This is a genomic window from Pseudoalteromonas aliena (genome assembly GCF_038155085.1).
GTDB classification, from domain to species: domain Bacteria; phylum Pseudomonadota; class Gammaproteobacteria; order Enterobacterales; family Alteromonadaceae; genus Pseudoalteromonas; species Pseudoalteromonas aliena_A.
Window position 1 is genome coordinate 36,098 of the sequence record NZ_JBAKAU010000015.1, and the last position, 25,723, is coordinate 61,820.

General features: G+C 39.0%; 23 protein-coding genes. 9 read left to right on the forward strand and 14 right to left on the reverse strand.

Going from position 1 to position 25,723, the window contains the following annotated elements; translation table 11 throughout:
• Window positions 1–288 precede the first annotated feature (288 nt).
• From V6260_RS14005 to V6260_RS14020, 4 genes are all read right to left on the reverse strand, one after another.
• Window positions 289–1,839, reverse strand: a complete 1,551-nt coding sequence (locus tag V6260_RS14005; protein ID WP_341594760.1) for a PAS domain-containing methyl-accepting chemotaxis protein — start codon at window positions 1,837–1,839, stop codon at window positions 289–291.
• A 579-nt stretch (window positions 1,840–2,418) separates the two neighbouring features.
• Window positions 2,419–3,036, reverse strand: a complete 618-nt coding sequence (locus V6260_RS14010) for a glutathione S-transferase (protein ID WP_341594761.1) — start codon at window positions 3,034–3,036, stop codon at window positions 2,419–2,421.
• A gap of 49 nt (window positions 3,037–3,085) precedes the next feature.
• On the reverse strand, window positions 3,086–4,114 hold the full coding sequence (locus tag V6260_RS14015; RefSeq protein WP_341594762.1) for an NADP-dependent oxidoreductase: 1,029 nt from the start codon (window positions 4,112–4,114) through the stop codon (window positions 3,086–3,088).
• Between the two features lie 173 nt (window positions 4,115–4,287).
• The gene (locus V6260_RS14020) at window positions 4,288–4,776 is read right to left on the reverse strand and encodes a GNAT family protein (RefSeq protein WP_341594763.1); all 489 of its coding nucleotides are present in this window, start codon (window positions 4,774–4,776) and stop codon (window positions 4,288–4,290) included.
• A 148-nt stretch (window positions 4,777–4,924) separates the two neighbouring features.
• Here V6260_RS14020 and V6260_RS14025 point away from each other — a divergent pair, with 148 nt between their 5' ends.
• On the forward strand, window positions 4,925–6,130 hold the full coding sequence (locus V6260_RS14025) for an anhydro-N-acetylmuramic acid kinase (protein WP_341594765.1): 1,206 nt from the start codon (window positions 4,925–4,927) through the stop codon (window positions 6,128–6,130).
• A gap of 31 nt (window positions 6,131–6,161) precedes the next feature.
• Here V6260_RS14025 and V6260_RS14030 read toward each other — a convergent pair whose 3' ends face one another.
• Window positions 6,162–6,647, reverse strand: a complete 486-nt coding sequence (locus V6260_RS14030) for a hypothetical protein (protein WP_341594766.1) — start codon at window positions 6,645–6,647, stop codon at window positions 6,162–6,164.
• A gap of 562 nt (window positions 6,648–7,209) precedes the next feature.
• On the opposite strand from V6260_RS14030, the gene V6260_RS14035 reads away from it, so the two are divergent.
• From V6260_RS14035 to V6260_RS14045, 3 genes are all read left to right on the forward strand, one after another.
• Window positions 7,210–8,571: a S41 family peptidase gene (locus V6260_RS14035; protein WP_341594767.1), complete on the forward strand. Its 1,362-nt coding sequence runs from the start codon at window positions 7,210–7,212 to the stop codon at window positions 8,569–8,571.
• A 327-nt stretch (window positions 8,572–8,898) separates the two neighbouring features.
• The gene (locus V6260_RS14040; protein WP_211001008.1) at window positions 8,899–9,273 is read left to right on the forward strand and encodes a hypothetical protein; all 375 of its coding nucleotides are present in this window, start codon (window positions 8,899–8,901) and stop codon (window positions 9,271–9,273) included.
• A gap of 397 nt (window positions 9,274–9,670) precedes the next feature.
• Window positions 9,671–9,847 (forward strand): hypothetical protein, encoded by a 177-nt coding sequence (locus V6260_RS14045; RefSeq protein ID WP_341594769.1) that lies wholly within the window; start codon window positions 9,671–9,673, stop codon window positions 9,845–9,847.
• Window positions 9,848–10,054: 207 nt separating this feature from the next.
• Here the strand turns inward: V6260_RS14045 and V6260_RS14050 are convergent, their stop codons facing one another.
• The 4 genes from V6260_RS14050 to V6260_RS14065 form a co-directional block, all read right to left on the reverse strand.
• Window positions 10,055–11,746, reverse strand: a complete 1,692-nt coding sequence (locus V6260_RS14050) for a CotH kinase family protein (protein WP_341594770.1) — start codon at window positions 11,744–11,746, stop codon at window positions 10,055–10,057.
• Window positions 11,671–12,615 (reverse strand): lamin tail domain-containing protein, encoded by a 945-nt coding sequence (locus V6260_RS14055; RefSeq protein ID WP_341594771.1) that lies wholly within the window; start codon window positions 12,613–12,615, stop codon window positions 11,671–11,673. Before V6260_RS14055 ends, V6260_RS14050 begins: the two co-directional genes overlap by 76 nt.
• Before the next feature lie 223 nt (window positions 12,616–12,838).
• Window positions 12,839–13,966, reverse strand: a complete 1,128-nt coding sequence (locus tag V6260_RS14060) for a zinc-binding dehydrogenase (protein ID WP_341594772.1) — start codon at window positions 13,964–13,966, stop codon at window positions 12,839–12,841.
• Between the two features lie 43 nt (window positions 13,967–14,009).
• Entirely contained in the window at window positions 14,010–14,687 is a 678-nt protein-coding gene (locus V6260_RS14065; RefSeq protein ID WP_341594773.1) for a glutathione S-transferase family protein, read from the reverse strand.
• Between the two features lie 166 nt (window positions 14,688–14,853).
• On the opposite strand from V6260_RS14065, the gene V6260_RS14070 reads away from it, so the two are divergent.
• The 4 genes from V6260_RS14070 to V6260_RS14085 all read left to right on the forward strand — a co-directional run bounded on the left by V6260_RS14070 (window position 14,854) and on the right by V6260_RS14085 (window position 18,914).
• Window positions 14,854–15,765 carry a LysR family transcriptional regulator gene (locus tag V6260_RS14070; RefSeq protein WP_341594774.1) on the forward strand — a complete coding sequence of 304 codons (912 nt, stop codon included), beginning with the start codon at window positions 14,854–14,856 and terminating at the stop codon, window positions 15,763–15,765.
• A 233-nt stretch (window positions 15,766–15,998) separates the two neighbouring features.
• A complete protein-coding gene (locus V6260_RS14075; RefSeq protein WP_341594775.1) occupies window positions 15,999–17,903 on the forward strand; it encodes a hypothetical protein in 1,905 nt (634 codons plus the stop codon).
• Window positions 17,904–17,988: 85 nt separating this feature from the next.
• Window positions 17,989–18,447 (forward strand): thioredoxin family protein, encoded by a 459-nt coding sequence (locus V6260_RS14080; RefSeq protein WP_341594776.1) that lies wholly within the window; start codon window positions 17,989–17,991, stop codon window positions 18,445–18,447.
• 215 nt (window positions 18,448–18,662) lie between these two features.
• Entirely contained in the window at window positions 18,663–18,914 is a 252-nt protein-coding gene (locus V6260_RS14085) for a hypothetical protein (RefSeq protein WP_341594777.1), read from the forward strand.
• A 196-nt stretch (window positions 18,915–19,110) separates the two neighbouring features.
• Here the strand turns inward: V6260_RS14085 and V6260_RS14090 are convergent, their stop codons facing one another.
• Entirely contained in the window at window positions 19,111–19,989 is an 879-nt protein-coding gene (locus V6260_RS14090) for a LysR family transcriptional regulator (RefSeq protein WP_341594778.1), read from the reverse strand.
• Between the two features lie 137 nt (window positions 19,990–20,126).
• On the opposite strand from V6260_RS14090, the gene V6260_RS14095 reads away from it, so the two are divergent.
• A complete protein-coding gene (locus V6260_RS14095) occupies window positions 20,127–21,209 on the forward strand; it encodes a YeiH family protein (RefSeq protein ID WP_341594779.1) in 1,083 nt (360 codons plus the stop codon).
• 26 nt (window positions 21,210–21,235) lie between these two features.
• Here the strand turns inward: V6260_RS14095 and V6260_RS14100 are convergent, their stop codons facing one another.
• The 4 genes from V6260_RS14100 to V6260_RS14115 all read right to left on the reverse strand — a co-directional run bounded on the left by V6260_RS14100 (window position 21,236) and on the right by V6260_RS14115 (window position 25,638).
• Window positions 21,236–22,543, reverse strand: a complete 1,308-nt coding sequence (locus tag V6260_RS14100) for a DASH family cryptochrome (RefSeq protein ID WP_341594780.1) — start codon at window positions 22,541–22,543, stop codon at window positions 21,236–21,238.
• 115 nt (window positions 22,544–22,658) lie between these two features.
• Window positions 22,659–22,997, reverse strand: a complete 339-nt coding sequence (locus tag V6260_RS14105; protein WP_341594782.1) for a transcriptional regulator — start codon at window positions 22,995–22,997, stop codon at window positions 22,659–22,661.
• A 153-nt stretch (window positions 22,998–23,150) separates the two neighbouring features.
• A complete protein-coding gene (locus V6260_RS14110) occupies window positions 23,151–23,864 on the reverse strand; it encodes a winged helix-turn-helix domain-containing protein (protein ID WP_341594783.1) in 714 nt (237 codons plus the stop codon).
• Between the two features lie 46 nt (window positions 23,865–23,910).
• Window positions 23,911–25,638, reverse strand: coding sequence for a DUF885 domain-containing protein (locus tag V6260_RS14115; RefSeq protein ID WP_341594784.1), 1,728 nt, complete (start codon window positions 25,636–25,638; stop codon window positions 23,911–23,913).
• Between the last annotated feature and the right edge of the window lie 85 nt (window positions 25,639–25,723).

Genomic DNA, 25,723 nt, shown 5'->3' on the forward strand with positions numbered 1-25,723 from the left:
TTTAATCGCGGCGCGAGGTTTGTAACCTAGTGGGCTAAGTAAAAACCGAGCAACAAAGAGTAAATAGCCCCTAAAAAGAACCCTTTGGGCAGCGCCTGTTTGGCATTAATGCTACGTTATCGCCCATTTATGGGGAATAACCACACTAAATAGGCTCTGCCTTGCCTAAATACCAAACAGGCTGCTGCAAATTTAACCTTGAAAGATCAACAGACCCTAGACGTTTTTTAATCACTAAATATGAACTTTTAGACTAAGAAGGGGTTTTAGCCCCTTCAAACAAGTTTATTATTTAAAACGTACTACCAGCTCATGTAGCTCATCGGAAATATCTTTGAGATGATCTAGTGATGTGGTTGCTTTATGCGCTTCTTCGGCGCTGCTATCTGCTAAATTTGATATGTTAACTACTTGCTTATTTATATCTTCTGAAACATAAGACTGCTCTTCGACCGCAGTGGCTATTTGTGCCGACATATCTGAAATTTCACCAATAGCCGATACAATGCCTTTAAGCATTTCTGCACTTTCTAACACTTTTTCTAGGCCCTCTGTTGCATCAATATTCCCTTTTTCTGCGGTTTTCACAGCTTCATTCGTTTTAGCTGTTAAGGATGAAACTATATTATAAATTTCACTTGTTGAGTTTTGTGTATTTTGTGCAAGGGTTCGTACTTCATCTGCTACAACAGCAAAACCTCTGCCATGCTCACCTGCTCTTGCTGCTTCTATCGCGGCATTTAACGCTAAAAGGTTTGTTTGGTCGGCTATTTGCTCAATCATATTAGCAGCGTCAGCAATTCTCTTAGTTTGATCAGCGACTTCGGTAATAGAAGTACTTATAACTTGTACTGTTGCTCTTAACCCATCAATAGATTTACTTGTGATAATTGAAATATCTTCGCCTTTTTTTGCTAAATCAAACGCTATTTCTGCTTGGCGGGCGGTGCCTGATACGTGCTTTGTAACTTCTGTAATGCTAGTAGACATTTCATTTATTGCTGTAGCAACTTGGCTTGTTTCTGATTGTTGTTTATCTATACCTGTTTTTGCATTTTGTACTTGATGATAGGACTCTAAAGATTCACGAGAAACACCTTGCGCCGCATTTTCAATACGACTAATGACAGTTGTTAAATGAGCATATTGGCTAATTATTGCTACTTCTAACTTACCAAGTAAACCAGTCTCTTTTGTGTAAGACTGTACAGCTAGTTCGTGTGAAAAAGAACGAGTTAGACTCTTTGATAGACTTTCTAATTTCTTATTATTAGATACATGACTCCAAATAGCATAAAAAATAACTGAAATACTTATTACCGATTGTGCTGCTATAAAAGACTCAAAATAAAACAATGCAAATGAAATAATAAACATAGTAGTTAAAAATAAATTTTGCAGTGTAATCGGTATTGGTTTGTACAGACCTTTTCCTGCATTGATCCGCGCATAAAGCTGTTCAGCTCTTTTAATGTCTTCAGGTTTTGGGTTTGACCTGACAGACTCAAAACCAACAATTTTTCCATTTTCGGTTACAGGTGTTACGTAAGCATCCACCCAATAATAGTCGCCGTCTTTACAGCGGTTTTTAACTAGCCCCATCCAAGGTTTACCTGATTTTAAATGACTCCACATTACTTCAAATGCGAGAGGGGGCATGTCTGGATGCCTTACAATGTTGTGGGGCTGACCAATTAATTCATCTTTAGAAAAACCACTAATTTTTGCAAAAGCATCATTACAATCAGAGATATTACCGTGTATGTCGGTAATTGAGATAAGCTTAGTTTCAGGTGGAAATGTTTTATTTTTGTTTGTTATTGGAAGGTTTTTGCGCATAGTTTACTAAATCCCTTTGTTAGCTATATGTTTAGCTACTTATTCTGTGTACACATAATGATACTTAACTTTGCAGATTATAGTTGAATTTAAAAAAAATACTTAAAAATGTATAGAATGCACTTATCTTATCAGATCTGATTGCCTAAATACTCAGCATACAGCGCAAATCAATTGTAATAGGTCAATATGATCCAGTTAAACTACAAGAGTGTCTGTTATCAAAATAGCTAGGGCGTGTTGACCTTTGTGGATTGAAATTTGTTCAATCTAGGGGCGATTTAATCGCGGCGTGAGGTTTGTAACCTAGTGGGCTAAGTAAAAACCGAGCAACAAAGAGTTAATCGTCCCTAGAAAGAACCCAACGGGCAGCGCATGTTTGGCATTTATGCTGCGTTATCGCCTATTTATGGGGAATAACCACACTATATAGGCTCTGCCTTGCCTAAAAACCAAACATACTGCTGCAAATTCAACAACCAAAGGTCAACACGCCCTAGGGTTTAGGTTCAGTAATTGTGGAAGAAGTAGTAGGTGGGTTAAAAAGCCAATTGATTTAACTGGCTTTTTGATTAGGGTTTAGTCGTATTTTGCTTCAAGCTCATTAGCAGTATGAAACTTCTCATGGCTTTGTAATTGCTCATCGTATTTAACGAGGTTTTTAAAGTGCGCTAATTGACCTGAATTTTTAACAATTTCAACAATAAACGACATCATAAAGTCAGCGCCCGTTAGGGTATCGCCCACCAAATAACGTTTACCTTCTAGGCGGTCGTTAAAATAGCTAATTACTTTAACTGTTTCTGCGTCGGCATAATTTTCTAAAAACTCTGTTTTAGCGCCGTCTTTTAAAACAAACATTTTAAGTAGTAATGGCAAAATAGCTGAGCTTTCAGCGAAGTGTAACCATTGCTGATAATCAATGTAGTCAGCGGTGCCTGCTTTTGGCGCAAATTTTCCGTTACCGTATTTAGTAATTAAGTAGTCGGTAATAGCGCCCGATTCGGTAACGATTAGGCCTTCGTCTTCAATAACAGGCGATTTACCTAATTGATGAACTTTTTTAAGTTCGTCAGGCGCTAAAAAGGTCTCGGTATTGCGCTGGTAAGCCACAATTTCGTAATCAACATCTAGCTCTTCTAAAAGCCAAATAATACGTTTTGAGCGCGATTTATTTAAATGGTGTAGTTTTATCATGTCAGTCCTTGTTGGCGTTACAATATAGGCTGTAACGCCTTAATATTTATTAAAGTGGTTCGTTAATTTTAACCACGGTTTTACCAAAGTTTTTGCCGCAAATCATATCGTTAAATGCGCTTACAGTGTTTTCAATACCTTCAACCATGTGCTCGCGGTACTGTACTTTGCCTTGTTTAAGCCATTTTTGCATGTCTTGTGCAAATTCATCGTAGCGGTGGCCGTAATCGTCAAAAATAATAAAGCCCTGCATTTTAATACGCTTGGTAAGTAATTGGCCCATTAGCATACCCATACGATCAGGGCCTTCAGGCAAGCTTGTAGAGTTATACTGCGATACTAAACCACACAGTGGTACACGAGCTGCGGTATTAAGTAGGGGTAATACGGCATCAAACACTTTACCGCCCACATTTTCGTAATATACATCTATGCCGTTATCACAGGCTTTTTCTAGCTGGTCTTCAAAGTCATCGGCTTTGTGATCAATACAAGCATCAAAGCCTAGTTTTTCAACTGCGTGGCTACATTTTTCACTGCCACCAGCAACACCCACTACTTTACAGCCTTTAAGTTTAGCTATTTGGCCAACCGTAGCGCCAACGGGGCCTGTTGCCGCAGCAACCACTACAGTTTCACCTTCTTGTGGGTCGCCAATATCTAGTAACCCCATGTAAGCGGTAAAGCCTGGCATACCTAAAATACCCAGTGCATACGAAGGGTTCTCTGGCTCTTTACCTAATTGCATTAAGCCTTCGCCATTACTAATGGCGTAACTTTGCCAACCAGTGTAGGCAAGCACCCACTCGCCTTCGCTAAATTTATCGTTTTTAGACTCTTCTACTTGGCACACGGTAGCGCCTACCATTACATCGCCTACATTTACCGGATCGGCATACGATTTAGCATCGCTCATGCGGCCACGCATATAAGGATCAAGTGAAAGGTATATGGTGCGTAGCAATACTTCGCCATCTTTAAGCGCTGGTAAATCTACTGTTTTAAGGTCAAAGTTTTCATCGGTAGGGGCGCCATGCGGGCGTGATGCTAAAGTAAGTTGACGACTAGTTGCAGACATAAAAATCTCCTCTTAAAGTGAATTTACTTAGCGAATGTTTATGCGTTAAATCTCTATTTAAACTAAACAGTAATGCGCGCTAAGTCGTGTGAATATATATTTTTACCTTAATACATGAGCTTTGGGCGAGGTGATGGTAATTCAAGCTTTGCAGAGTATTTATTCTAAATGGTTTATTTTAGCTTGCTAAAAATATGGCTATCGTAAAATACACCATTTTTATAAATGGCCTGTTTGAGAACAGCTTCAGCTTCAAAGCCGCATTTAGTCAGTGCCTTTATTGAGCCGGTATTACCAGTAAATACAGCGCCAAAAATTCTATTTAGATTTGAGTTTTTAAACGCGTTATCGCAAATTTTTGTAATAGCGTGTGTCATTATACCTTGCCCCCAAAAGTGGCTATTAAGCCAATAGCCTATTTCGCCACTGCGGCTATATTCAAACTCTCCGGGCGTTACACCTATACACCCTGCAAATTGCTCATTTACAATAATTGCTTTAATAATCCCATTCTTAGAGCCTTGGTTTATCCACCAATCGGCATCGGCCTGCGTATACGGGAACGGAATTTTAGACGATAGAAAACGCGTAACCTGTTCATCGTTTAGGGTTTTAATAATGTGTGGCGCGTCCTTTGGTTGAAAATCTCTAAGCGTGATCATATTGGTAGTAAATTATGAGTTGAATATAGGGTAACTTAGCAATCATTTAAACCGTGTACAATCATTTAAATTAGCCACTTTAGCGCTATAACTTTGTTTTAAAGTACTCTACTATAAGAAAAATATGATACCTGTTTAAGATGCCATTATGCACCCACACATAGCCGCCCTTTATAATAGTGCCCAAAAGCCAAGTCGTTTAATTATAGGATTAATGAGCGGTACCTCGTTAGACGGGCTCGATGTTGCACTGTGCAAAGTAACGGGCGCAGGCTTAAATACTCACATTGAGGTTTTAAATTTTACCACCGTTGACTACAACGACGATTATAAAACTAAAATAAAGCAGGTATTTGCCAAACGAGAATGCGATTTAGAGCTTGTTACTTTATTGCACCCGTGGGTAGGTAAACTCCATGGCGATATGGTTAACCAGTGCTTAGCAAAGTGGAATATAAACCCAGTAAATATTGATGTAATAGCGAGTCACGGGCAAACAATTTACCATTGCCCGCAGTCGCAACATAATCACAAAAGCTTTACTAATGGCACATTACAAATTGGTGATAGCGACCAAATAGCCGTTAGCACGGGCATTACTACCATTGGGGATTTTAGGCAAAAGCACATAGCCGCAGGAGGCGAGGGTGCACCACTTGCGGTATATGGCGATTACTTATTTTTTGCAAACCCTAATGAAAACCGTATTTTATTAAACATAGGTGGCATTGCTAATTTAACGCTTTTACCTAAAAGCGGTGATGCAAGCAGTGTATTTAGCTCCGACATTGGCCCAGGTAATACCATTATGGATGCATACGTGCAGCAGCACTTTAAAGGCATGAACTTTGATGATGGCGCAAAAATAGCAAAAGCAGGTAAGGAAAATAACCCCTTATTAAATGCATTGTGTAGCAACGCGTTCTTTAAACTTGCGCTGCCTAAAACAACGGGGCCAGAGATATTTAATTTAGCGTATTTATATGCCGCACAACAGCAAACAAATACGCAGCATTTAAGTCATGAAGATGTAATGGCAACTTTAAATATGTTTAGCGCGAGGGTAATTGCAAACGCGTTAAATGAATGCGCGCAAAATGCTAAAGAGTGCGTTGTATACGCAAGTGGTGGCGGTATTCATAACCCATTATTAATGGCGCAGCTTAATACGCTATGCCCGAGTATAAGAGCGTTTAAAAATACCGACGATTTAGGCATAAACCCTGATGCAAAAGAGGCTGTGTTATTTGCTATTTTAGCAAACGAATGCTTAGCCGGTGAGCAGCAACACCTTAATAACACTGCACAGGGTATTGCTGGAGTGACTATGGGTAAAGTAAGTTTTGCTGATTAATAACTTATAAGTCGGCAAAGTACAGCCAACACTAAAATAGCGATAAAAACGTAGAACTCATACTCGCAAAGTAGCTACGAACGCCCTGTGACTTGGTAGGCTCAGTTTTTATTTGCGCAGGAATATAGCCTTGCTCAAATGCTTTAATGTACACATCGAGTTGCTGGCTTTCTTTTAAGGTCGTGTTTTTTCCGTGCAGCATCATTTGAACTACAAAACACTGGCTTTGTGTAATGTTACTTAAAGTAAGATTTACAGTACCAGATTCAAGGTCTGCATTGCTCAGCGTTTTTTCAGTAAAATACTGCGCCCCACGCGCACTGGGCTGCGTTGCACTTAGTGAAATAACATCGCTCTCATTTGCGCCGTCAGGCAACACACACTGCAGCGTAATGTTATGCGCAGCATTGGCTTTTAGCGATAGCTTTTCATATTCCATAGCGTGGCCCATCGCCGCAGACATAGGATCATCAAATGATTGCTGTGCAAATGTTAATTGCACCAAGGGTGTACTCATCTTACTTAGTCTTCTTGGGTTTATTCATTTATCGGATAGAGATTATCGCGGATCAACGTTACAGATTTATGACTAATTGCATTGATTAGTACAATTATTGAGTAGTTTGATCAAAGAGGATCTTTGTTCTCTCTCATAGATTTCTTTTCATAGGGGACAGAGTTTTGTTGTTAGGCATAAACTAATTAAACAGAGATTCCCAACTAAAATTCCATACTTTATCTTTTTTGACTTATTGTCTGAACTCGTATTAAAAGAACGGTATTAGCAGCCAAGAAAATTGACGCTAAATAAATGTTCTGAGGCGGTTTTGAGCGGAGTATAGTCATTCAGGTGAGTCGCCATTAACTAAGTAATATTAAGAGGGCTCTTTCCTCTTTTCAACATATTCAAAAAACCTACAAAAAGTATAATATTTATAGCTGGCAATAATTTATACTATTTGATAACAATAGTAGCTCACGAAATAAGGACGTTTCTCGTAAAATATGGGAAGTGTACCCTGATTTAGTTGCTATACGCTTGGTCTAGTTTGGTTGTGATTCACTATTAGGAGTAAACTTTGAAAAAAGGGATTTTGTTATTTCTACTCACTATACTTGGCAACATTAATTCTGCGAACTCCGCAGAGACAACCTGGAAAAGCCAAGGTTATGGTTACGTTTTTCATACTGTGGATGATAAAACAACAGTCTTTGATTTAACAACAAAGCATTGTCTGGAAAATCACTTTATCACCGATGAGTTTGAACAAGTCTCGTTTATTGAAGAAACACAAAAAGTGCATAAAGATACTCGTTTGCTTAACTTTGGTGGTTTGTTTCCTTTAAAGCTAACGAAACTAGACAGTTTACCTTATCAATGCCAATCCAAAAAAATTGTTAGTATAAAAGACAAGAACTATAACTTTAATGCCAGTATTGTTCTTGACGTTCTAATGAATAATTTTGAAGAGCACTATGCATCTTCAAAAGATAAAAATATTAATTGGGTGGAGCAGAGAAAACTTTGGCAAAAAAGAATAACCTCAAAAACTACGCAAGGTGAGCTATTTAGTATCATAGATGACTTTCTTAAAGAATTACGCGACGGTCATGCCATATTACTCAATCAAGAACTTGATAGGCTTTCACATTACTCACCAAGAAAGTGGTCATTTTGGGATGAATTAAAAGCGCACTCAGTAAATTACCCTCAATACTCAACTTACTGGGAATTACATGCCGCATTAATTGAAAAGTCTCAGGAAAACATTAATAATTACATTGATAAAAACTATTCCACTCTTCAATATCACGATAATTTTACCTTAGCAAAAACGCCTCAAAATATTGCCTATTTAAAAATAAGTAACTTTGATGATTTCTCAAATAATGACGTAAAAGCAACAAAAGAGGTTATGAAGATATTTACGCCTATCATCAAACAAAGCAATGGCTTAATTATTGACTTACGTTTTAGTATGGGTGGAAGTGACTTAGTCGCATTTTCTATTTTATCTTACTTAATAGATTCAGAATTAGCCTTGGGGGGGAAGCAGTTTAAAACATCGACAGGCTACAGTGAACTTCAAAAAATTGTTGTCGCCCCATCAAAAATTAATAATTACACAGGAAGTATTGTTGTTCTAACTAGTCAAAAAACACCTAGTGCGGCTGAAGTATTTCTTTTAGGTTTACAAGCAAGAGGCAACGTTACTTTTATTGGTGAAAGAAGTTACGGAGCTTTTAGCGATGCGTTAACAAAAGCTTTGCCTAATGGTTGGGGGATCACATTATCAAATGAAAGGTATCTCAATTCTCATGGGGAAAATTATGAAAACATTGGATTGCCTGTAGATCATGAATTTGTATTTCTTAATATGAACAATATTGAAAGCGGAAAAGATGCACAGCTCAATGAGGCAATTAAAGCTTTTAGATAAGTGTATCCGGTGTATAACGAGGCGTCACTAATTTCCGCAATTGACACTTTTAAGAAGTTCGGCTGAGAGTGATAATCGGTCATTGAGACTGGCTAAATAGCGTTGTTAATAAATTGGTTAAACTGCTCTTTGCGCATATATTTATGAAAATGAGCGCCGAGCGCATATTGTTCTATTTAATTTTCTTTAAAGTTTTAGAAAACTTCGTGATAGTAATACCTTAGGTTATTTGTTAAAACTATATAATGTAGAAAAATGAGCGTAGCGTCGGCAGAAATATGCGCGATGAGCGCACTATTAAATTGTTAGCAGTATCTGAGGTTACGGATGAACGAATTAGATTTGCAGTCTTTTAATATTAAAATCATCGGCCCAGGCCAAGAATACTTTCAACCAATTAAATCTGAAGAGGCTAATAACTTTTCTGAGAAAGGTTTGTATTTAAGTATTTCAGAAGGTTTCTCTGCACCAGAAGTAACTCAAGTCCTTATATCTATTGGCAGTAATGTTATTGCGGGTTTAAGTGTTTATTATATATCTAAGCTATTTGATAAAATATTTTCAGCTAAGTCTAAAGCCAAAAGTGAAGGTCGTGAAATTCAAATTAGTGTTTCTATTCAAGAAAAAATTCATATTAAAAATGTAGAAAGCTCAATTGAAATAGAGAAAGCTATAGATATAGTTTTAACAAAAAAACGGTAAAAGTAAAATACTGCTAACAAGCGCATCAAGTCTGACGTCACACATTGTCCGATTTTTTGCTTAAAAGAAAGAGCGCAAAAAAGCGTCCAACATGCTCCGCAGCTTATGCGGGCGTTGAGGCTGTATAATTACTCTTTTTAGGAACATATCTTACTATTTTTAATTGATTACTTTTTAATCTTGAATTCATTCGCTGAAGCGAATGGGGTCAAATCTTGACTTCATACATCAAAGTTTACCAGTGACCACTATACATGGCACATTAGCGAAGTTTGTAAGAGTACACCGAGCAAATTAATTATATCTCTAAATGTTTAATGTACTTGAGTGTTTAGCAAAGTACGGGAAGTCCAGTTGGATAAAAAAATAGTTGTTTAAAACATAAAAGGAATTAAAAATGAAAAACGTAAATCCATGGATTATATCTGCTCTTATTTTAACTTTATTAACTAATATTTTTAGGATCTGGTTTGGCAACACTATGATCTGTTTTTTTATTGCACTAATACTTTCTTTAGCATGTATACCTTTAATAAAAGCAGTGCAGGGGAAAGGCAATATAAAAGGCGACTAAATAGATTTGTTATTGCATAGTTAAATTTCCTAAAAGCCGAACTAAAACATTTAAGTTGTTAGCATTTTAATACAGAGGCTTTATAGTTTTAGCTAGCTAAATTTTTGCACTTTTTAAAAGTTCCGGACTTTCTATAATTTTCTCAGGTTATTAAATTGTAAGGTAATAAAGTGCCAGCTTGCTGGCACTACATGGAAGATGAGTTGTTTATCTAGAACAAAAGCCGCTGCCGTCGCCTGCAGAGGGTAATGAACCATTAAGCTGCGCCGTCATATTTGCTATGCGATAATCCATAAACTCAGTTAACCCATAAAACCTATCAACGGTTGAGGTTAAGTTTTTTTCAAAAAAAGATGAGCCATAAAAACTGGTAGGGTCGTTTTGTACGTGCTCACGAATTAGGTCGGCTATTTCATTTACGCGAGTACTAAAGGTGTCGCTTGAAAGTGAGCCATTAATAAGCTGTGTTAAGTAACTGTGGTATGTATCAAGGTTACTTTGATCAGCAAATACATTAGCAAGCATTGGGCGTTCATTTAATGCGCCACTTACGGGCTCATCTATATAAAGCTCTCTTATATCTACGCTGTTACAGTCCATATTAAAGGTGCCGAATGATTCGTTAAAATCCCATGGCAAAATACTAAATACGCCGTCTTGGTCATAAATATAATAGTTATGAGCAAGTGTACCGTGGTAACTATCAAGGTTAGATAAAGAAGTGCTTACCGACATATAACGCAGTAATGTGTCTTCATCTATGGCAGTGCTTTCACCTGCATCGAGCGATTTTACAAAGTTAACAAAGGCGCCGTTATCGGTGCTACCTTCGTTGGTTTGCAGGTTTATATCGGTGTAGCTTTGTATATCGTCACCTAGCCATAATAAATCGCTGCCTACGCCATCTGGTTTGTATAAGTCGCCATTACTATTTGCAAAGTGTTTTTCTAAAAACTCACCATCAATGGCCTCTACCATTAAGTACAACCCAAATAGCTCACCGTTTACATAAAAGTTAACGTAAGCATGCTCAGGTGTTGGCACACCCATTTCGTCCATTAGATCGTAGGCGATTACTTCACGCATATAAGAAGGGTCGTTAAACGAGTTTTGTAATGTGAATTTTTTCAATCCAAAAAACGTTTGCCCCGACACATATTCGTTTATATCAACTTTAAAACTGTAGCGGTCACTGCTTGAGTTAGCTACGGTGCTTAAACTAGAGCCGCCTTTAGTACGAATTGCCACGCTGTCTAGCGTTACCCCGTTAAAGGTAATACTGGTTTCGTGGTACTGCTCATCAAGTGGGTTGTCTAGGATGTCTTGCCAGTTTTCGTTGGTAATTGTAATAGAAAGCGTATTAACAGCTGTGGGTGTAAATGCGTTTGCAACTGTATTTTCACTACTTGGGGTAGGTGTTAAAAACGCATGAGTAAAATCGGTACTGTTACTTAGGCCATAACTAAAGCCCGTGGCTACATCGCTCTCGTCCCAATCAATGTAGTCAATTACTTCGTCGTTGAGCATTAAGCTTAGCTCGTCTTCTTTGCCTAGCTTAAAGGGTACGTAGTAAGTGCCTGGATCTTCGTCGGTGGCATAAATAGTAATGTATTGACCTGCGTATAAATCTATGTCGGGCAGGGTAACGGGGTCTATATCGTCGCTTTCATCAATAACTTGGTAGTTGGCTAAGTTAATTGTATTGTCGCTGTTATTGTATAGCTCAAACCAATCGTTACCATCGTCTGCGGCGCTTGCCACCACTTCGTTAATAACGAGTGGCCCGTGAGTTGCTTTGCTGTTTTGGCTAAGCTCTGTTGGGGTTAATACCGCAGTTGCATCGCTGCCATCAGGGTAGCGATGCAACTGTAACCACTTAGTGCTTGCCCTTTTTTCCAAGCGAGTTGTTCTATAATTACGTTGTTACTGTATAGGCTTACGGTATCACTTGAGCCCAACTTAAACGCTACGCTTGGCAGGTCATCTAAATCGTCGGTACTTGCGTAAATACGGTAAAACTCACCGGGCGATAACGTAATATCAGGCAATGCAAACTGCTCGTTACTGTCATCACTCAGGGTGTAGTCTGCTAGGTAAACATCAGTGTTACCCGTTGCATAAAGTTCTATCCAGTCCTCACCGCCGCTACTATCTTTTGCTACTACTTCGTTTATACGCAGTGGGGCATCTTCAGCAATTAGAGTTGTAACAAGTGTAGAGGTGTCGGCTGTTTGGTTAGCTGCGCCCTCTGTTGGCGTAAGTGTTTGCGCAGTGCCGGTACCATCGGTGTACAAGCCGTAACTAAAGCCTTCAGCGGCTTCGCCTTCTTCCCAATCAAGTACAGAAACGGCAGTGTCGTCTTCGTATAACGTGACTGCATCGTCGCTACCTAATTTAAAGGTTACGTAATAGCCGTTGTTGGGCGGTGTGTCGGTTTCATCAATGGCTTGAATAACAATAAACTCACCTTGCGAAAGCGAAACGGCAGGTAAAGTTTGGGGCTCTCTGTCGGCGTTGTCATCAACAAGCGAAAATACTGATAAGTCGGCTATGTCTGCAGTGGCGTAGAGTTCTATCCAGTCGTAGTTGGTATCACTTGAGCTTGCAACAATTTCGTTTATAACAAGTGTGCCGGTGCTGGTGGTTGTTTCAGTTTGATCAGTGCTTTGCTCTGAGTTGGTGTCGCTACTTTGTTCGCTACCACCACAACCATACAAAAAGGCAGTAGAGGCAATAACTGAATAAAATAGCATGGGTTTTATGTTCATGGATGTGATCTTTTTTATTTTATTAACGTCGCAAAACTATAAAAATAAAAGGTGCAAATAATGTGTAAACATTTAGTAAGTTATGTTTTTTGATGGTCTTATGGCTGGTTTCTGACTATATGTTAACTGCAAACTTAGCAATAATAGAGTGCGTGTGTTTAAACGTAAAAAAGCAGATACCTAATTAGCATCTGCTTTTTAATTTTTAACAAAGAATATTTAATTAAGCTTGAGGTTTAATTAAGTACTTCTCGCCGGTAGCTTGTTTAGAATAAGCGGCAATTGACTCTAGTTTTAATACCTCAGCGAGAGTAACCTCATGTGTATAATTGCTTGCAAAGGTGGTTGTTATTTCATCTGCTACACGTTTACGCATTTTCATTACAGTTTCAGTGCCTAATTTACCTAAGGCATTAAATAGTAAAAAGCCACTTACAGCCCATGCAAAACCAAAATTACGATTAAGTGTAATAGGCCCGCGATCTAACGCACCATAAATATATGCTTGTTTGAACGTGTCTGAGCCATATAGGCTGTGTTCTTTCATATCGCGTGCGGCCGCTACTTCCATACAATTTAGTATATCGCTTGTTAATTGGCCGCCACCAATTGGATCAAACGAAATAGTCGCGCCAGTTTCAATAATGGCCGCTGTTAAATCGTCAATAAACGTATCACTGCTTGAATTTACAACGTATTTAGCACCCATATTACGCAGTAGGGTTTCTTGCTTTGGCTTGCGTACAATATTAATTAAATCAACGCCATCGGCAATACAAATGCGGTTTAGCATTTGCCCTAAATTAGAAGCCGCTGCTGCATGAATAATAGCTTTATGGCCCTCTGCGCGCATGGTTTCTACCATGGCTAGTGCAGTAAGCGGATTTACAAAAGACGACGCTCCCTCTTTAGCGGTAGTGCCTTCTTTTAATTCTAAACAGCTTTGTACTTTAGTACATAAATACTGACGATACGTACCACCACCAATAACAGCCACAGTTTTACCCATTAATGCTTGTGCCGCTGGCGATGAACCCGCAGCCACGACTGTACCAGCACCTTCATTACCTACGGGTACAGCTTTGCCTACGCGTTTTTCAAGCGATGACATAAATTGCGAAGGTACATTTGCTGTAATAACAGGGGTGTGATCAGTTCCCGTTTGTTTTGCTGTGCTCATATCGGCTGCGCTAAATAGCACACCTAAATCAGATGGGTTCAGCGGTGCGGCTTCTATACGCACAACCACTTCATCGGCCTGTGGTGTTGGCACATCAATATTTTTTAAAGTAAGCGTTAGGGTGTGGTCGTTGTTAATTGTTGAAGTAAGTTGTGTATTTGTATCTGTCATAATACTGTTCCTATAAATTGAGAATGGGTAGCGTATAGCGTAATTACTTGCTTTGAGCTGCCTTTATTTGTGCTGTTACCTTTTGCATAAACTCAGGCATATTTGCTTGGCGATCTGCCTCTATTTGCTTTGCAATGGTCGATTGACTCATCTTTGCTTGCCACTCTTTCATACCAGGGATTTCGGCCAGTACATCCCAATTAAGCTCTTTTGGCGTAAATGCGTTAACCACTGTATTTACGTAGTAAACGTAAATATCTGCCATGCTAAATTGTTCGCCTGCTATCCACGGCGAAAAATGCGTTAATTCACAAAGGGCGTTTACACCGCGCGTTAATAGCTTGCGAATGTCGTCTTTTACGTGTTCAGGGGCAGGGGAACCTGTAAATACATACGGGATTAAGCGTCTGCTTGGCAATTCAAAGTAAAGCTCACTTATTTTCATAATTTGGCGAACAAAAGCACGCTCGGCTGAATCTTCAGGGTATAGCGTGTTGCTTGGGTAGGTTTCTTCAAGATAGTCGCAAATAACGCTCGACTCAGCAATATTTAGCCCATCAGCGGTGGTAATGGCTGGTACTTTTCCCATAGGGTTTATAGCTAAAAACTGCTCGTCGTTGTTGTATATAAGGTGCTCATTAAATGGCAGCTCTTTGTGTAAAAGTACATGCTTAACCAAGTTGTAATAGTTACTAGCTGCGAAGCCGTGCAAAGTAATCATAATGTAGCCTTTGGTTTTAAGCTTTAACTATTGGCGTAAAATAAATTAAAGCGTGTAGATAAGTTAAGGTTATTATTACTTGTTTTAATTTGCTTATATATAAGGGAAAATGCGAATCACTTTTGTCTTTAAGACAATAAAGCATTTTATTTAATGGAGAGGCAACTTGGATCAACTAAAAGCCATACGGTATTTTATTAAGGTGGTTGAAACGGGCAGTTTTACCAAAGCCGCCAAAGCTTTTGATGTGCCGCCTTCTTCGTTGTCGAGGCGAGTTGCTGATTTAGAAAAAAGCCTGGGGGCGACGCTTTTAAAGCGCTCGACCCGCATAGTTAAATTGACCGAAGTTGGGCAAATTTACTATAACGATGTTCAGCAAATATTAAATCAGCTAGAGCAAAGCCACGAAACTGTACGCAGTTATCAAACAACACCAATGGGGCGATTATGTATAAGCTCAATGGTGAGTTTTGGTGACAAAATATTACTGCCGCTACTTGATGAATTTAGCGCGCTATACCCCGAAATTATATTAGATGTTAGCTTAAGTGATGAGCTGTCGACACTCGGGCGTGACGATGTTGATATTGCGATTCGCGGTGGTTATGCGCCAAATGAGCGCGTGTTGGCAATAAAATTAATGGATAACGGCTTTATTCCTGTTGCGTCACCCCGTTATTTACAAAAATACGGTGTACCTACTAATGTTATGGAATTAAAAGGCCACAGTGGCCTTTATTTTAAAACGCCAGCGGGGCCAACGCCTTGGTTATGTAAAGTGGATGAGCAATGGCTCGACGTTTCTGGGCCTGCGGTCGCTATTTCAAATAACGGGTCGTGGCTGGCTAAAAAAGCGTGTAATGGCGAAGGGATTTTAATGTCGACTCGGTGGGCGCTTAAATCCTACCTTGAAACAGGTGAGTTGCAAGAGCTTAAGTTTGAGCATGAATTAGCGATAAGTCAAAATGCGACTATGGCGGTTTATTTGTTGTATCAAAAGCAGCGCTATTTAGTGCCAAAGGTAAAAGCGGCGGTCGACTTTTTAGTGCAAAAGATAAAAGAAACAGATGAAGAGTAATAAGCGAGCAAAATATCGCTTAAGAGTTAGGCGTGTTGTAAATAAATAGAGTGGTGAATTGCCGGATGTCGCTGCGCTTATCCGACCTACGTTTATTCGATTTAGATTTATGCTTATTTAACTTATTAATGAGTTGTTTGTATAAATAATAGGTAAAAATACGCCTTTAGGCTAAAGCTTTTAACTAAGCGCCCGATAAATTACTTAATAGGGTTTGGCGATTAGGGAAAATCATGGTTAATAACATATTTGGTAGCCAGGCTAATTTAAGCACTTTACTTGCGCAATCAGTTAATAACACTAGGCAAACCTCAAGTGTTGTACAGAGCGATGTTCCAAACATAACTAATGAGCAACTTAATCAGCTCAATAACGCAAAAGCTGATCAGGTTTTAAAACAACAACTTACCTCGTTGTTTACTATTTCAAGCACGCCTAGCTTGAACAGCTATAAACTCTCCAATGAAGATCTCGCCTTACGCACTGTAATAAGCTCTCAGCAAGAAGGGCTATTAAAAAATGAGAGTGGCGCAAAGTTAATTGAGCGACTAAATTCGTCAGTCAAAAATATTCAGGGCGCTTATACTAATACCAGCGATATTTTGTTGAGTTTAGGCCGGCTGGGACATGAGCAAAAAACATTTTTAGCTTCAAGCCAGCAACGTGTTGAGCGCTCACTTAATCCATATATGGAAAGCGTTACTAGATCTAACTTTGAAGACGACGATAACTACCAGTTTGAGCTCTCGGTAAAAACTAAAGAAGGTGATGTTATAAACATTACCTTTAACTCATCGCAAGGTTATGACAAAGAAACAGGTGAAGCGATAGATGGCTTTGGCATAAGTTACGAAGTAGAGGGTGATTTATCAGAGGCTGAGCATAAGGCACTTAAGCAGATACTCACTGGTGTTGGTGAAATGGCTGATGAATTTTTTAAAGTGAGTGAAAATTCGTATAGTCGCTATGTATTGCCGAACCAGAGTGATATAAATTTAGACTTTTTATCTGATTTTGATAATCAACAGCTATCGGGCTTCAATGTATATTTTTCAACAACTGATGGCGAAACTGTTGACCCTTCAGAGAATACATTTAATTTAAGTTATGATATTGATGAAGAAACGCAGCAGCAAGCGCTTGTGTTTAATTCTCAAAGTGGACAAAGTGAAATTGATTTTACGCTGGATATGTCGACCATTGGCGCTAAAGATACAAATCAAATGAAACAGTATTTAGCATCTTTAGATCAAAACTTAGAAGATAGTCGAGTTAATAGTAACGATAAAAAGCTAAAATCGGCGTTTGGTAATAAGGGCGACGAGGTGATGCAGCAAAGCTTTGAGTTGTTTAAAGGCGCTTTTACAAGTATGTCATCTGCGGCTGAGCGTTATAGCAGTTTAGAGTCGTTAGCAACACGAGAGTTTAACGATGGGCGCGCTATGGTTGCCGATTTAGTTGACAACATGATCACAAGCGATCCGCGTTACCAAGGGCTTGGCAATAAAGCGCCAAATACATTGGGTGCAGGAGTGTCTAAGCTTGCTGACTTTAATGCTGAGTTTAGCTTTTTGATGGACAAAGGTGACTATCAGCCTGAAAGTAAGATTGAGTTAAGTCAGACAACCGAGCAAGAAGAGTATGGTCAGTTAAGTGGTGTAACTCAAAACAAAACGGGTAGCTCTAGTTTTAGGAACCTTAATTTAAAAACAAGCCCAGATTACTATGATAAAAAAGAAAGCTATGACATTGGTACGGCAGTTAAGAACAACGAATTAGTTGGGCTTGATCAATCTCACGAAGTTGATGTTGATAAAAAAACTTACCAATTCAACCCTGAGATATCTCGATACGAACTAAAAATGGCTATGACAGAGCAAACTGCTAGCGAAAGTAATATTCGGCTTATCAATGATATTTGGCTCGAAAAAAACGAAGACAGCTACGATATGCACAAAAAAGAGCGTGTAGGAGGAGGTGCAGAGCAGGATGACTTTAAAAAAACAAACCGTCACTCACATAATAAGCTAGTTACGTTAATTGGTGATTTAGATAAACTTGCTGATGACAAAAAAGCAAAACAAGAGTACTTAACCGATTTAGGGGAAGTAAATTTTTTTATGGGTAAATATATTTAACCTATGCTTTATTCACTCCACTTCACAATAAATCTTGGGTATAGTCGTTAAATGCCTCATTTAATACTTAATTAAGAGTAACCTTATGTTTAAACAATTAATTTTATTGTGCGCGTTAAGCATGCCGCTTCTAAGCTGCGCTGCTACAGCGCCATTTTCGGGCGAGATAAGTACGCAAGCATTGCTAAGCGATTACGACAAATTTAACGAGCAATACAAGGCGTATACACCAACAGCACAAGATATAGCCCTAATGCAAAAGCTTGAAGGCAAAGAGCTAATTGTATTATTTGGAACGTGGTGCCACGACAGTGAGCGCGAAGTGCCGCGTTTAATTAAATTACTAGATGAATCCAAAGTTGAACTTGCAAGCATCGAATATGTGGCCGTAGGTTATAACAAACGCGATGATGCCGGAATAGCCGAGGCCAACGACTTGCAATACACACCTACGTTTATTGTTAAACAAAATGGCAAGGAGTTAGTACGTGTAGTTGAAAAGCCAACGGGTACGTTAGCGCAAGACTTAACGCAGGGCTTGTGAGTAGAGCTTAGAGATATAAAAACTTACCGATTTAGCTGATAGGTTTATAAGTTAGCTGGTGGGTTGTTATGACTAGCCCTTGAGTATTTTAATGTGTGAAGTCGAGGTTTAACTCCTTTGGCTGAGCCAAAATAGGAATTTAGCTATGGTTTGTATATTAATTAAAACAAATAAAAAACAAATTAATCTACAAGCTCGTTGTAGTATTTTTTAATATGACTAAGGATCTACGTAAAAATTTAATTGCTGCGATTCTTAGTCCTTTAATTGCATTACCAGCCCTTGGTTTTTGTTATTTTTATGCGGGTCTCGAAAACTATACTTCTGTTAGTTCATTAATTTCAGGTGTTGGTTTTGGTGTATCAATAGGGATGGGAAGTTTATTTTATTTTTATCCTTTAATGTTCATTTACGGATTACCTACTAGCTTATTACTCCAAAAGTTAATTTATTTAAATTACCGGTAGTTTTAATCTTAAGTATATTTCCTGTTTTTTTACTTAGTCTATTTAGTGAATTTAATCGTGAAACATTGGTTCTTCATTTATTAGTACTTTCAATGGGTTTAACTAGTTGGCTTATATATAATAAATTAAGGTAACACCACTACAAGCGATAAATGTCACACAACCTTTCTCTTACGTGACTTACAGCTCAGAACCACTATTCACTAAACAGGCTTTTCTCGAATGCTTGCGCAGAATGTGAAGACGGTCTGTCTTTATAATGCAGTTGATATAGTGGCCGAGAGAGTTGCTCGTTATTTTTTTGGCTCAGGCGTGTTAATTTACCTAGCTGCACTAAATCTTCTGTGACTACATTTGGCAATAAAGCGACCCCCATACCTTGAGTGACGGCCCTTGCTATGGCTTCGTTGCTGCCCAATTGCATACTGTGCCCTGCTTTTACGCCATGCTCTGCTAATAACTTTACCGACATTTCTAAAGTGCCCGAGCCCGGCTCGCGCAGCAGCCAAAATTGATTGTTTAACCATGCTTTTAAGTTTTTAGCGGGCTTAAAGTTACTGGGTATAACGACACTCATTAAATCGTTTTGCCAGTGTTTGCTTATTATATGTGGCTCGGTAGGTGTGCCCTCAACCAGTGCTAAATCGATGGTGCATTCAAGTAATGCGTGCTCAATTTGCGCGGTATTAGCAACTTGTACTTCTACTTTTATATGGGGGTACTGGGCGCAAAATTTGGCTAAATAAGGCGGTAGCCAATAACTTGCAATGGTGGTGCTGGTGCCTATAACGAGTGTACCGCGCTTAAGCCCTGTGCGTGATTTAATATCTTCAATGGCGGCTTTTTCAATAGCAAAAATACTTCGAGCATGTTCAAAAAGTGCTTGTCCGCCTTCACTTAAGGTGAGTTTTTTACCCTTAGATGCGCGCTCAATAAGTTGTATATTTAGCTGATACTCAAGTTCTTTTAGCGCTTTAGATACCGCAGGCTGGCTTATAAAAAGCGCCTCAGCTGCTGCTGAAAAACTGCCTAATTTAGCAACTGTATGAAATACCCTAAGTGCATGTAAATTCATTGTATAACCTTAAATTGCATAACTTTTAACTGTATAACTTTAAGTTATCAAATCATTATTTTAATATATTGGAGTTATATTTTGAGCTTTCTTACAATTAAGTCAACACATCAACATTGTTTAATTGAGGGAATATTATGCTTAGCGCTATTAAAAATGGTTTTCAGCCTTTGGGTATTAATACTAAGCAGTACAGTGATACGCGCTGGTGGTTAGGTATGCTGCTAGTGGTTATTTTAGCGGGGGCATCTGTTGCATTAAGTAAGTTACAAATAATGCAAACTGCGCAATTTAGCTCACTCACTATTGGTATTGTGCTTGGCATTATTGTGGGTAACAGTGTGTTTTCGCGCATTGCTACGCAAACCGATGTTGGTGTTGATTACGCTAAAAGTATATTGCTTAAAGCGGGGGTTGTGTTGTTTGGTTTTAGAATAACCTTTACGCAAGTAGCGGGCGTGGGTTGGCATGGCCTATTAACCGATGTGGTAATGCTGTTAGGTACGTTTATATTAGCAGTGCAGCTAGGTAAGCGCGTATTTAAGCTTGATGAGCAAACAACCATACTAATAGGCGCGGGTAGTTCTATTTGCGGTGCTGCAGCAGTAATGGCAACTGAGCCGGTTATAAAAGCACAGGCACATAAAGTATCGGTAGCGGTAGCGACGGTAGTGGTGTTTGGCACGTTAAGTATGTTTGCCTACCCAATAATGTTTGAGTTTATGGGGTTGAGTGAGAACGCGTACGGTATTTTTGTTGGCTCAACTATTCATGAAGTAGCGCAAGTGGTTGCAGCGGGCACAGCTGTTAGCCCCAATGCGGCCGACACCGCCGTGATAGAAAAAATGCTACGCGTAATGATGCTTGCGCCATTTTTAGTGGGCTTATCGTTTTGGCAAAGTAAAAAGCATGCAAAAGCAAACAACAACAGGCACAGCAGCGAGCAAAAAGCGGGTATTACAATCCCTTGGTTTGCAGTGCTATTTATAGTGGCAAGTGGGGTGCATTCGTTATCAGCTATTCCTCAAGGGGCTACAAACGCCATTGTATGGTTTGATAATATATTACTTACCATCGCGATGGTGGCTTTAGGTTTGCGCACACATGTTGGCGCTATTCGCCAAGCAGGTATTAAACCGCTGTTATTAGCAGGTTGTTTGTTTTTATTTTTAACCTTGGGTGGCTTTGCCATTAATGTAGGTATTGCTGAGCTGTTTTAAATATAATCTGCTGGAGGTAAATTGGCTTAAATAGGCCAATCTACTTCGTTTAAGTGATCGAGTTGGGTATTGGTATTTTTATTACCTTGCCACTTATTAGTATAAGTACCATTTGGGTCAAACTGTGTGGTTTGCTTTTGTATATTAAAGTGGCGTCCGCCTCGCGGATCAACCCCAACACCTGCTATGTACTGCCAGTTGCCCCAGTTTGCTGCTACATCGTGATCAATGAGTTGTTGCTCAAAGTAGGCTGCGCCGTATCGCCAATCAAGACTAAGTTCATTCACTAAGCAGCTTGCTGCAATTTGCCTTGCACGGTTTGAAATGTAACCCGTAGCGTTTAGCTCGTTCATAATGGCATTTACAAGTGGGTAAGGCGTTGTGCCATTACACCATGCTGCAAAGCGTGTTGGTATAAAGGTAGTGAGTGGTTTAGTCTGTTTTTGGCCTTTAAAGTTAAACAGGCTGCTACCTGCTTTAAGTGCGTGCCATTTAAAATACTCTCGCCATAGCAATTCAAATTTAATCCAGTAAGTAGACTCGTTTGCCGTGTTGCTTTGCTCGTAATCCTCCACGGCTTTATACACTTGTTTTGCACTTAAACAGCCAAAGGCAAGCCAAGTACTAAATTTGGTCGTGTTGTTAAAGCCATCAAGCTCGTTGCGAGTCGTTTTATAAACGCTAGGCATTGCGCCTGCAAAGTACTGCCTTAAATGTGCTTGCGCACTTTTAAACCCGCCATGCATTACACCATTATTTGTTATACGTTCTAGAGGTTTTTTGGCGCATAACGTTATTGGCTGAGGTAGCAAACCGTTTGGTAAAGTAGAAGGTATAATAGGGCTATTAGCGGCCTCTACCTTTTTACGAAACGGGGTAAAGTGTTTAGGTAATTCGTTTAAATCAAAGGGTAGGTCACTTTGTTTAAAGAGCGTGTCTTGCTGCGTCCCTGTAAATTGTGTATTGGGACAATGTGCTTTGAGTAAGTTTATTTGGCGTTGCTCGTACACGCCAAATTGCTCGCTGTATACCACTTCATCAATATTTTGCTCATTAATACGTGCTTTTAAAAGCGATACGGGTTCGCCTTCAAGTAAATGTAGGGTTTGCCCACGCTCAATAAGTGCTTGTTGAAGCTCGTACAAGCTTTGCATTAAAAACTGTTGTTTATGCACGCCATATGGCTTTTGTTGATAGTTATTATTTTTAAACCAGTGCGGGTTTATAACAAATACAATATCGAGCGCACATTGCTGGGTAGCAAGTTCGCTTAAAATAGTGTTGTCGGTTAGGCGTAAATCGTTTTGTAGCCAATATAAAATGCGTTTGCTCATAGGTTTGCTCAGGTTTTTAAACTCTAAAGCTTTACGAAGCAAAAGCGGGTGAGGATTGATTTTCACTTGTATTTAATTAAGAAAGGATGAGCAAGTGTGACTTGCTCATATAGGTTTACTTAGAAGATTGAGTTGCTTGGCGTATGTTTTCAGATATATAGGCAATTAAATAAACAAAAACAGTTAGTGGTAAACCAAGTATAAATAAGGCAATTTTGTACTTATTAGCAATGGTTGATTTAGGTAATATGATTGCAAAGCAAACGCTCATGGCTAACCAAAAGAAAGCTAAAAGTGGTGATATGTTTGATTGAGAGTTAGATAAATCACAGGTGCCAAATGAAATACTGGCAATAGATGCGTTACCTATTTCTATACACTCGTTGCTGTTGATAAGGCTTAATGTAATTACTGTTATGATTAATACTAGTAATAGAGGTAATAAGTGTTTCATATTTTTTTTCCTTAATTGTTTAATTTTATGGGCTGCTCTACAGCGCCTAAACAAATTAAAACGATTGGCAAAAAATAACGATAACAAAGCCATTAACTAGTTATTATAAAGTTATAATCATGGTATTACCTTGGTTATAACTTTTATAAGTCATTATGATTCAACAAGTTGTGTTTTTACCTCAGCTATAAGCTGATAACCTCGCTTCATTACAGACTTTATATATTTGGGGTTTTTTGTGTCGTTGTCATTGAGGGCCACACGTAGTTTGCTAATAACTCGCCTAACTGCGGTGTCGGTTACTATTTGATTCTCCCATACATTATTGTGTAACTCTTCAAGGCTAACTATTCTTGGTTGTTGCTCTATTAAATAGCTAAGTACCTGCATGCATTTGGGCTCTAATGTGTAGAGGTTATCTTCTTTAATTAAAGACTGCTGCAGACTGTCAAAAGTGTACTCGCCAATTGTTAGTCGATTAACACTCGGCTTTTCAATAACAGGTTCTGTGTAAGCATAGTTAGCTTGGGATTTATCTACTGAGGTATTTGAATATTTTTTATAAATGCGAGATATCATCACTCCGGCTAAATTCATTAAAAGCACTAGCGGGCTGAGTGGGAATGCACAGAGAAAAAGTAAATATTTAAAACCTACGTGTATATTTGGTTTATTAAGAGTCTGTCCGAATAACACGTTTAAAAGCATCCATATAATAAAATAAGGCGTAAGAGAAATTGAATCTGTTTGCTCCCCACAAACGCCATATTTTACGCCCTCTATGTAGTTTGATGCGTCTAAACAAAAAGCATTCGCTTGGCTGCTAAATAAAATGAGTAACATAAAAATAAGTAGTTGTTTCATCATAAAGTCCATTTTTATAAGAGGCGGTAAAGACCGCCTCCTTTAATGTTTAAATAGCTGATTTTTGCTCTGCTATCCAATCGTTTATTACGTCTTCAAGTACTTCCATAGGGAGTGAACCTTGGCCAATAACTGTGTCGTGAAAGCTGCGTATGTCAAATTTAGCGCCTAGTTCTTTTTCGGCTTTTGCACGCAGTTCTCGTATTTTTATTTCGCCCATTTTGTAAGAGAGCGCTTGGCCTGGCCATGAAATATAACGATCTATTTGATCCTCCACCGCGCTTTGTGGCAAAGCGGTGTGGCTTGCTAGGTAATCGATTGCTTTTTGGCGGCTCCAGCCGAACGCATGAATGCCAGTATCAACAACAAGCCTCACGGCACGCCACATTTCGTAACCTAAACGACCAAAGTCGCTGTATGGGCTTTGATAAAATCCGGCTTCTTTACCTAAACGTTCGGTGTAAAGTGCCCAACCTTCGCCAAATGCTGAGTGGCTAAGTGTGCGTCTAAACTGGGGTACATTTAACTCCATTGCAATAGCGTTTTGTAAATGGTGCCCTGGTATTGCCTCGTGCAGGCTTAGCGCTTCTAAATTATACAAAGGCTGTAGCTTAGGTGTTGAGGCTAAAAAATAAGTGCCAGGGGAGCGGTTATCAGCCGGTGGCATATAAAACGCGCCACGACTCGCTGAGCCTTTTATTGTAAAGGTATTACGCGGTAAATGATTAAAGTAGGTTGGTAATTTGCCATACATTTTTTGCGTAATAAAGGCTGTTTTTTCAAGCAGGTCTTGTGCGTCTGTTGCGTAAAATTGCTCATCGGTTGCTAAAAATTCTAAAAAATCGCTGTATGTGCCATCAAAACCTACTTCATCAATAATGTTTTGCATTTGCGCTTTAATACGCGCGACTTCTTTAAGGCCTAGTTCGTGTATTTGTTTAGGTGTGGCGTTTGTTGTGGTGTAGTAATTAACGGTGTATTTGTAGTAATCAAGCCCGCCTTTAACGCTTGCAATACCCGGCTCTGTTCTACAATTAGGCATGTAATCGTTTTCAAAAAAGTCATAAAAATGCTGATAGGCAGGAATTACTTTGTCTTTAATTACTGCTTGTGCTTTTTGTTGTAAGTTTGCTTTTTGCGCTGTATTAAAAGTATTAGGTATACGGGTAAAAGGCTCGTAAAAGGCGCTGTTTTCGGGGTTTTTAACTATATGCGTGCTAATGCTTTGGCTGTAATTTTCAAAGGTTTTGCAGTAATGAGTAAAGCCTGTTTTTACACCTTCTTTCATTAAATCAATATTTTGCTGATTAAAGCGAGGGTAGTCGGCAAGGCTGATTAAAAATGCGTTGTAGTCATCGGGTGTTAAAAATGCCATGTTAGCGGGGGCTTCGGCAAAATAAGTATGCCAGCCACTTAAAAAATTAACCGGAAAATACTTATCTTGATAAAGGTAGCTTTGCTGCTCGGTTTCTCGCTCATATTTAAATAAGCGGTAGTTCATTAGCTGCTCGTTGTTGAGCGTTTTTGGGTCAATGCTGGCTAAGCTTTTTAGCACGCTGTTGTTATAAGCTTGGCGCTTTGCAATGGCTTGCTCGCTCCAATTTGGCAATGTACCGTTCGGCTTCCAGCCGTCTGGGTCGGTACGAAAAAATATTTTTTCAGCTTTGGCGTTTTGCCAGTGGTTATCAATAATGGTTTTTAAATCAGTGTTACTGTCAGCTAGGCTTGGTAGCGATGCAACGGCTAAGCACATAGCTAGAATACTTTTTTTAAACATAATCATCCGTTATTGGCGAGTTAGTTATTATTTATCGCGCTTTTTTTATTTTAATTTGTGCTTAATATAGTACCAAGTTAACTTA

What these genes read in the sequence shown, in the direction of transcription:
- V6260_RS14105 (WP_341594782.1), bottom strand. Translation starts at nt 22,997, where the DNA reads ATGAAACACTTATTACCTCTATTACTAGTATTAATCATAACAGTAATT.
- V6260_RS14005 (WP_341594760.1), bottom strand. Translation starts at nt 1,839, where the DNA reads ATGCGCAAAAACCTTCCAATAACAAACAAAAATAAAACATTTCCACCT.
- V6260_RS14110 (WP_341594783.1), bottom strand. Translation starts at nt 23,864, where the DNA reads ATGATGAAACAACTACTTATTTTTATGTTACTCATTTTATTTAGCAGC.
- V6260_RS14080 (WP_341594776.1), top strand. Translation starts at nt 17,989, where the DNA reads ATGTTTAAACAATTAATTTTATTGTGCGCGTTAAGCATGCCGCTTCTA.
- V6260_RS14055 (WP_341594771.1), bottom strand. Translation starts at nt 12,615, where the DNA reads ATGAACATAAAACCCATGCTATTTTATTCAGTTATTGCCTCTACTGCC.
- V6260_RS14030 (WP_341594766.1), bottom strand. Translation starts at nt 6,647, where the DNA reads ATGAGTACACCCTTGGTGCAATTAACATTTGCACAGCAATCATTTGAT.
- V6260_RS14085 (WP_341594777.1), top strand. Translation starts at nt 18,663, where the DNA reads ATGACTAAGGATCTACGTAAAAATTTAATTGCTGCGATTCTTAGTCCT.
- V6260_RS14075 (WP_341594775.1), top strand. Translation starts at nt 15,999, where the DNA reads ATGGTTAATAACATATTTGGTAGCCAGGCTAATTTAAGCACTTTACTT.
- V6260_RS14115 (WP_341594784.1), bottom strand. Translation starts at nt 25,638, where the DNA reads ATGTTTAAAAAAAGTATTCTAGCTATGTGCTTAGCCGTTGCATCGCTA.
- V6260_RS14065 (WP_341594773.1), bottom strand. Translation starts at nt 14,687, where the DNA reads ATGATTACTTTGCACGGCTTCGCAGCTAGTAACTATTACAACTTGGTT.
- V6260_RS14020 (WP_341594763.1), bottom strand. Translation starts at nt 4,776, where the DNA reads ATGATCACGCTTAGAGATTTTCAACCAAAGGACGCGCCACACATTATT.
- V6260_RS14025 (WP_341594765.1), top strand. Translation starts at nt 4,925, where the DNA reads ATGCACCCACACATAGCCGCCCTTTATAATAGTGCCCAAAAGCCAAGT.
- V6260_RS14095 (WP_341594779.1), top strand. Translation starts at nt 20,127, where the DNA reads ATGCTTAGCGCTATTAAAAATGGTTTTCAGCCTTTGGGTATTAATACT.
- V6260_RS14100 (WP_341594780.1), bottom strand. Translation starts at nt 22,543, where the DNA reads ATGAGCAAACGCATTTTATATTGGCTACAAAACGATTTACGCCTAACC.
- V6260_RS14015 (WP_341594762.1), bottom strand. Translation starts at nt 4,114, where the DNA reads ATGTCTGCAACTAGTCGTCAACTTACTTTAGCATCACGCCCGCATGGC.
- V6260_RS14040 (WP_211001008.1), top strand. Translation starts at nt 8,899, where the DNA reads ATGAACGAATTAGATTTGCAGTCTTTTAATATTAAAATCATCGGCCCA.
- V6260_RS14090 (WP_341594778.1), bottom strand. Translation starts at nt 19,989, where the DNA reads ATGAATTTACATGCACTTAGGGTATTTCATACAGTTGCTAAATTAGGC.
- V6260_RS14045 (WP_341594769.1), top strand. Translation starts at nt 9,671, where the DNA reads ATGAAAAACGTAAATCCATGGATTATATCTGCTCTTATTTTAACTTTA.
- V6260_RS14060 (WP_341594772.1), bottom strand. Translation starts at nt 13,966, where the DNA reads ATGACAGATACAAATACACAACTTACTTCAACAATTAACAACGACCAC.
- V6260_RS14010 (WP_341594761.1), bottom strand. Translation starts at nt 3,036, where the DNA reads ATGATAAAACTACACCATTTAAATAAATCGCGCTCAAAACGTATTATT.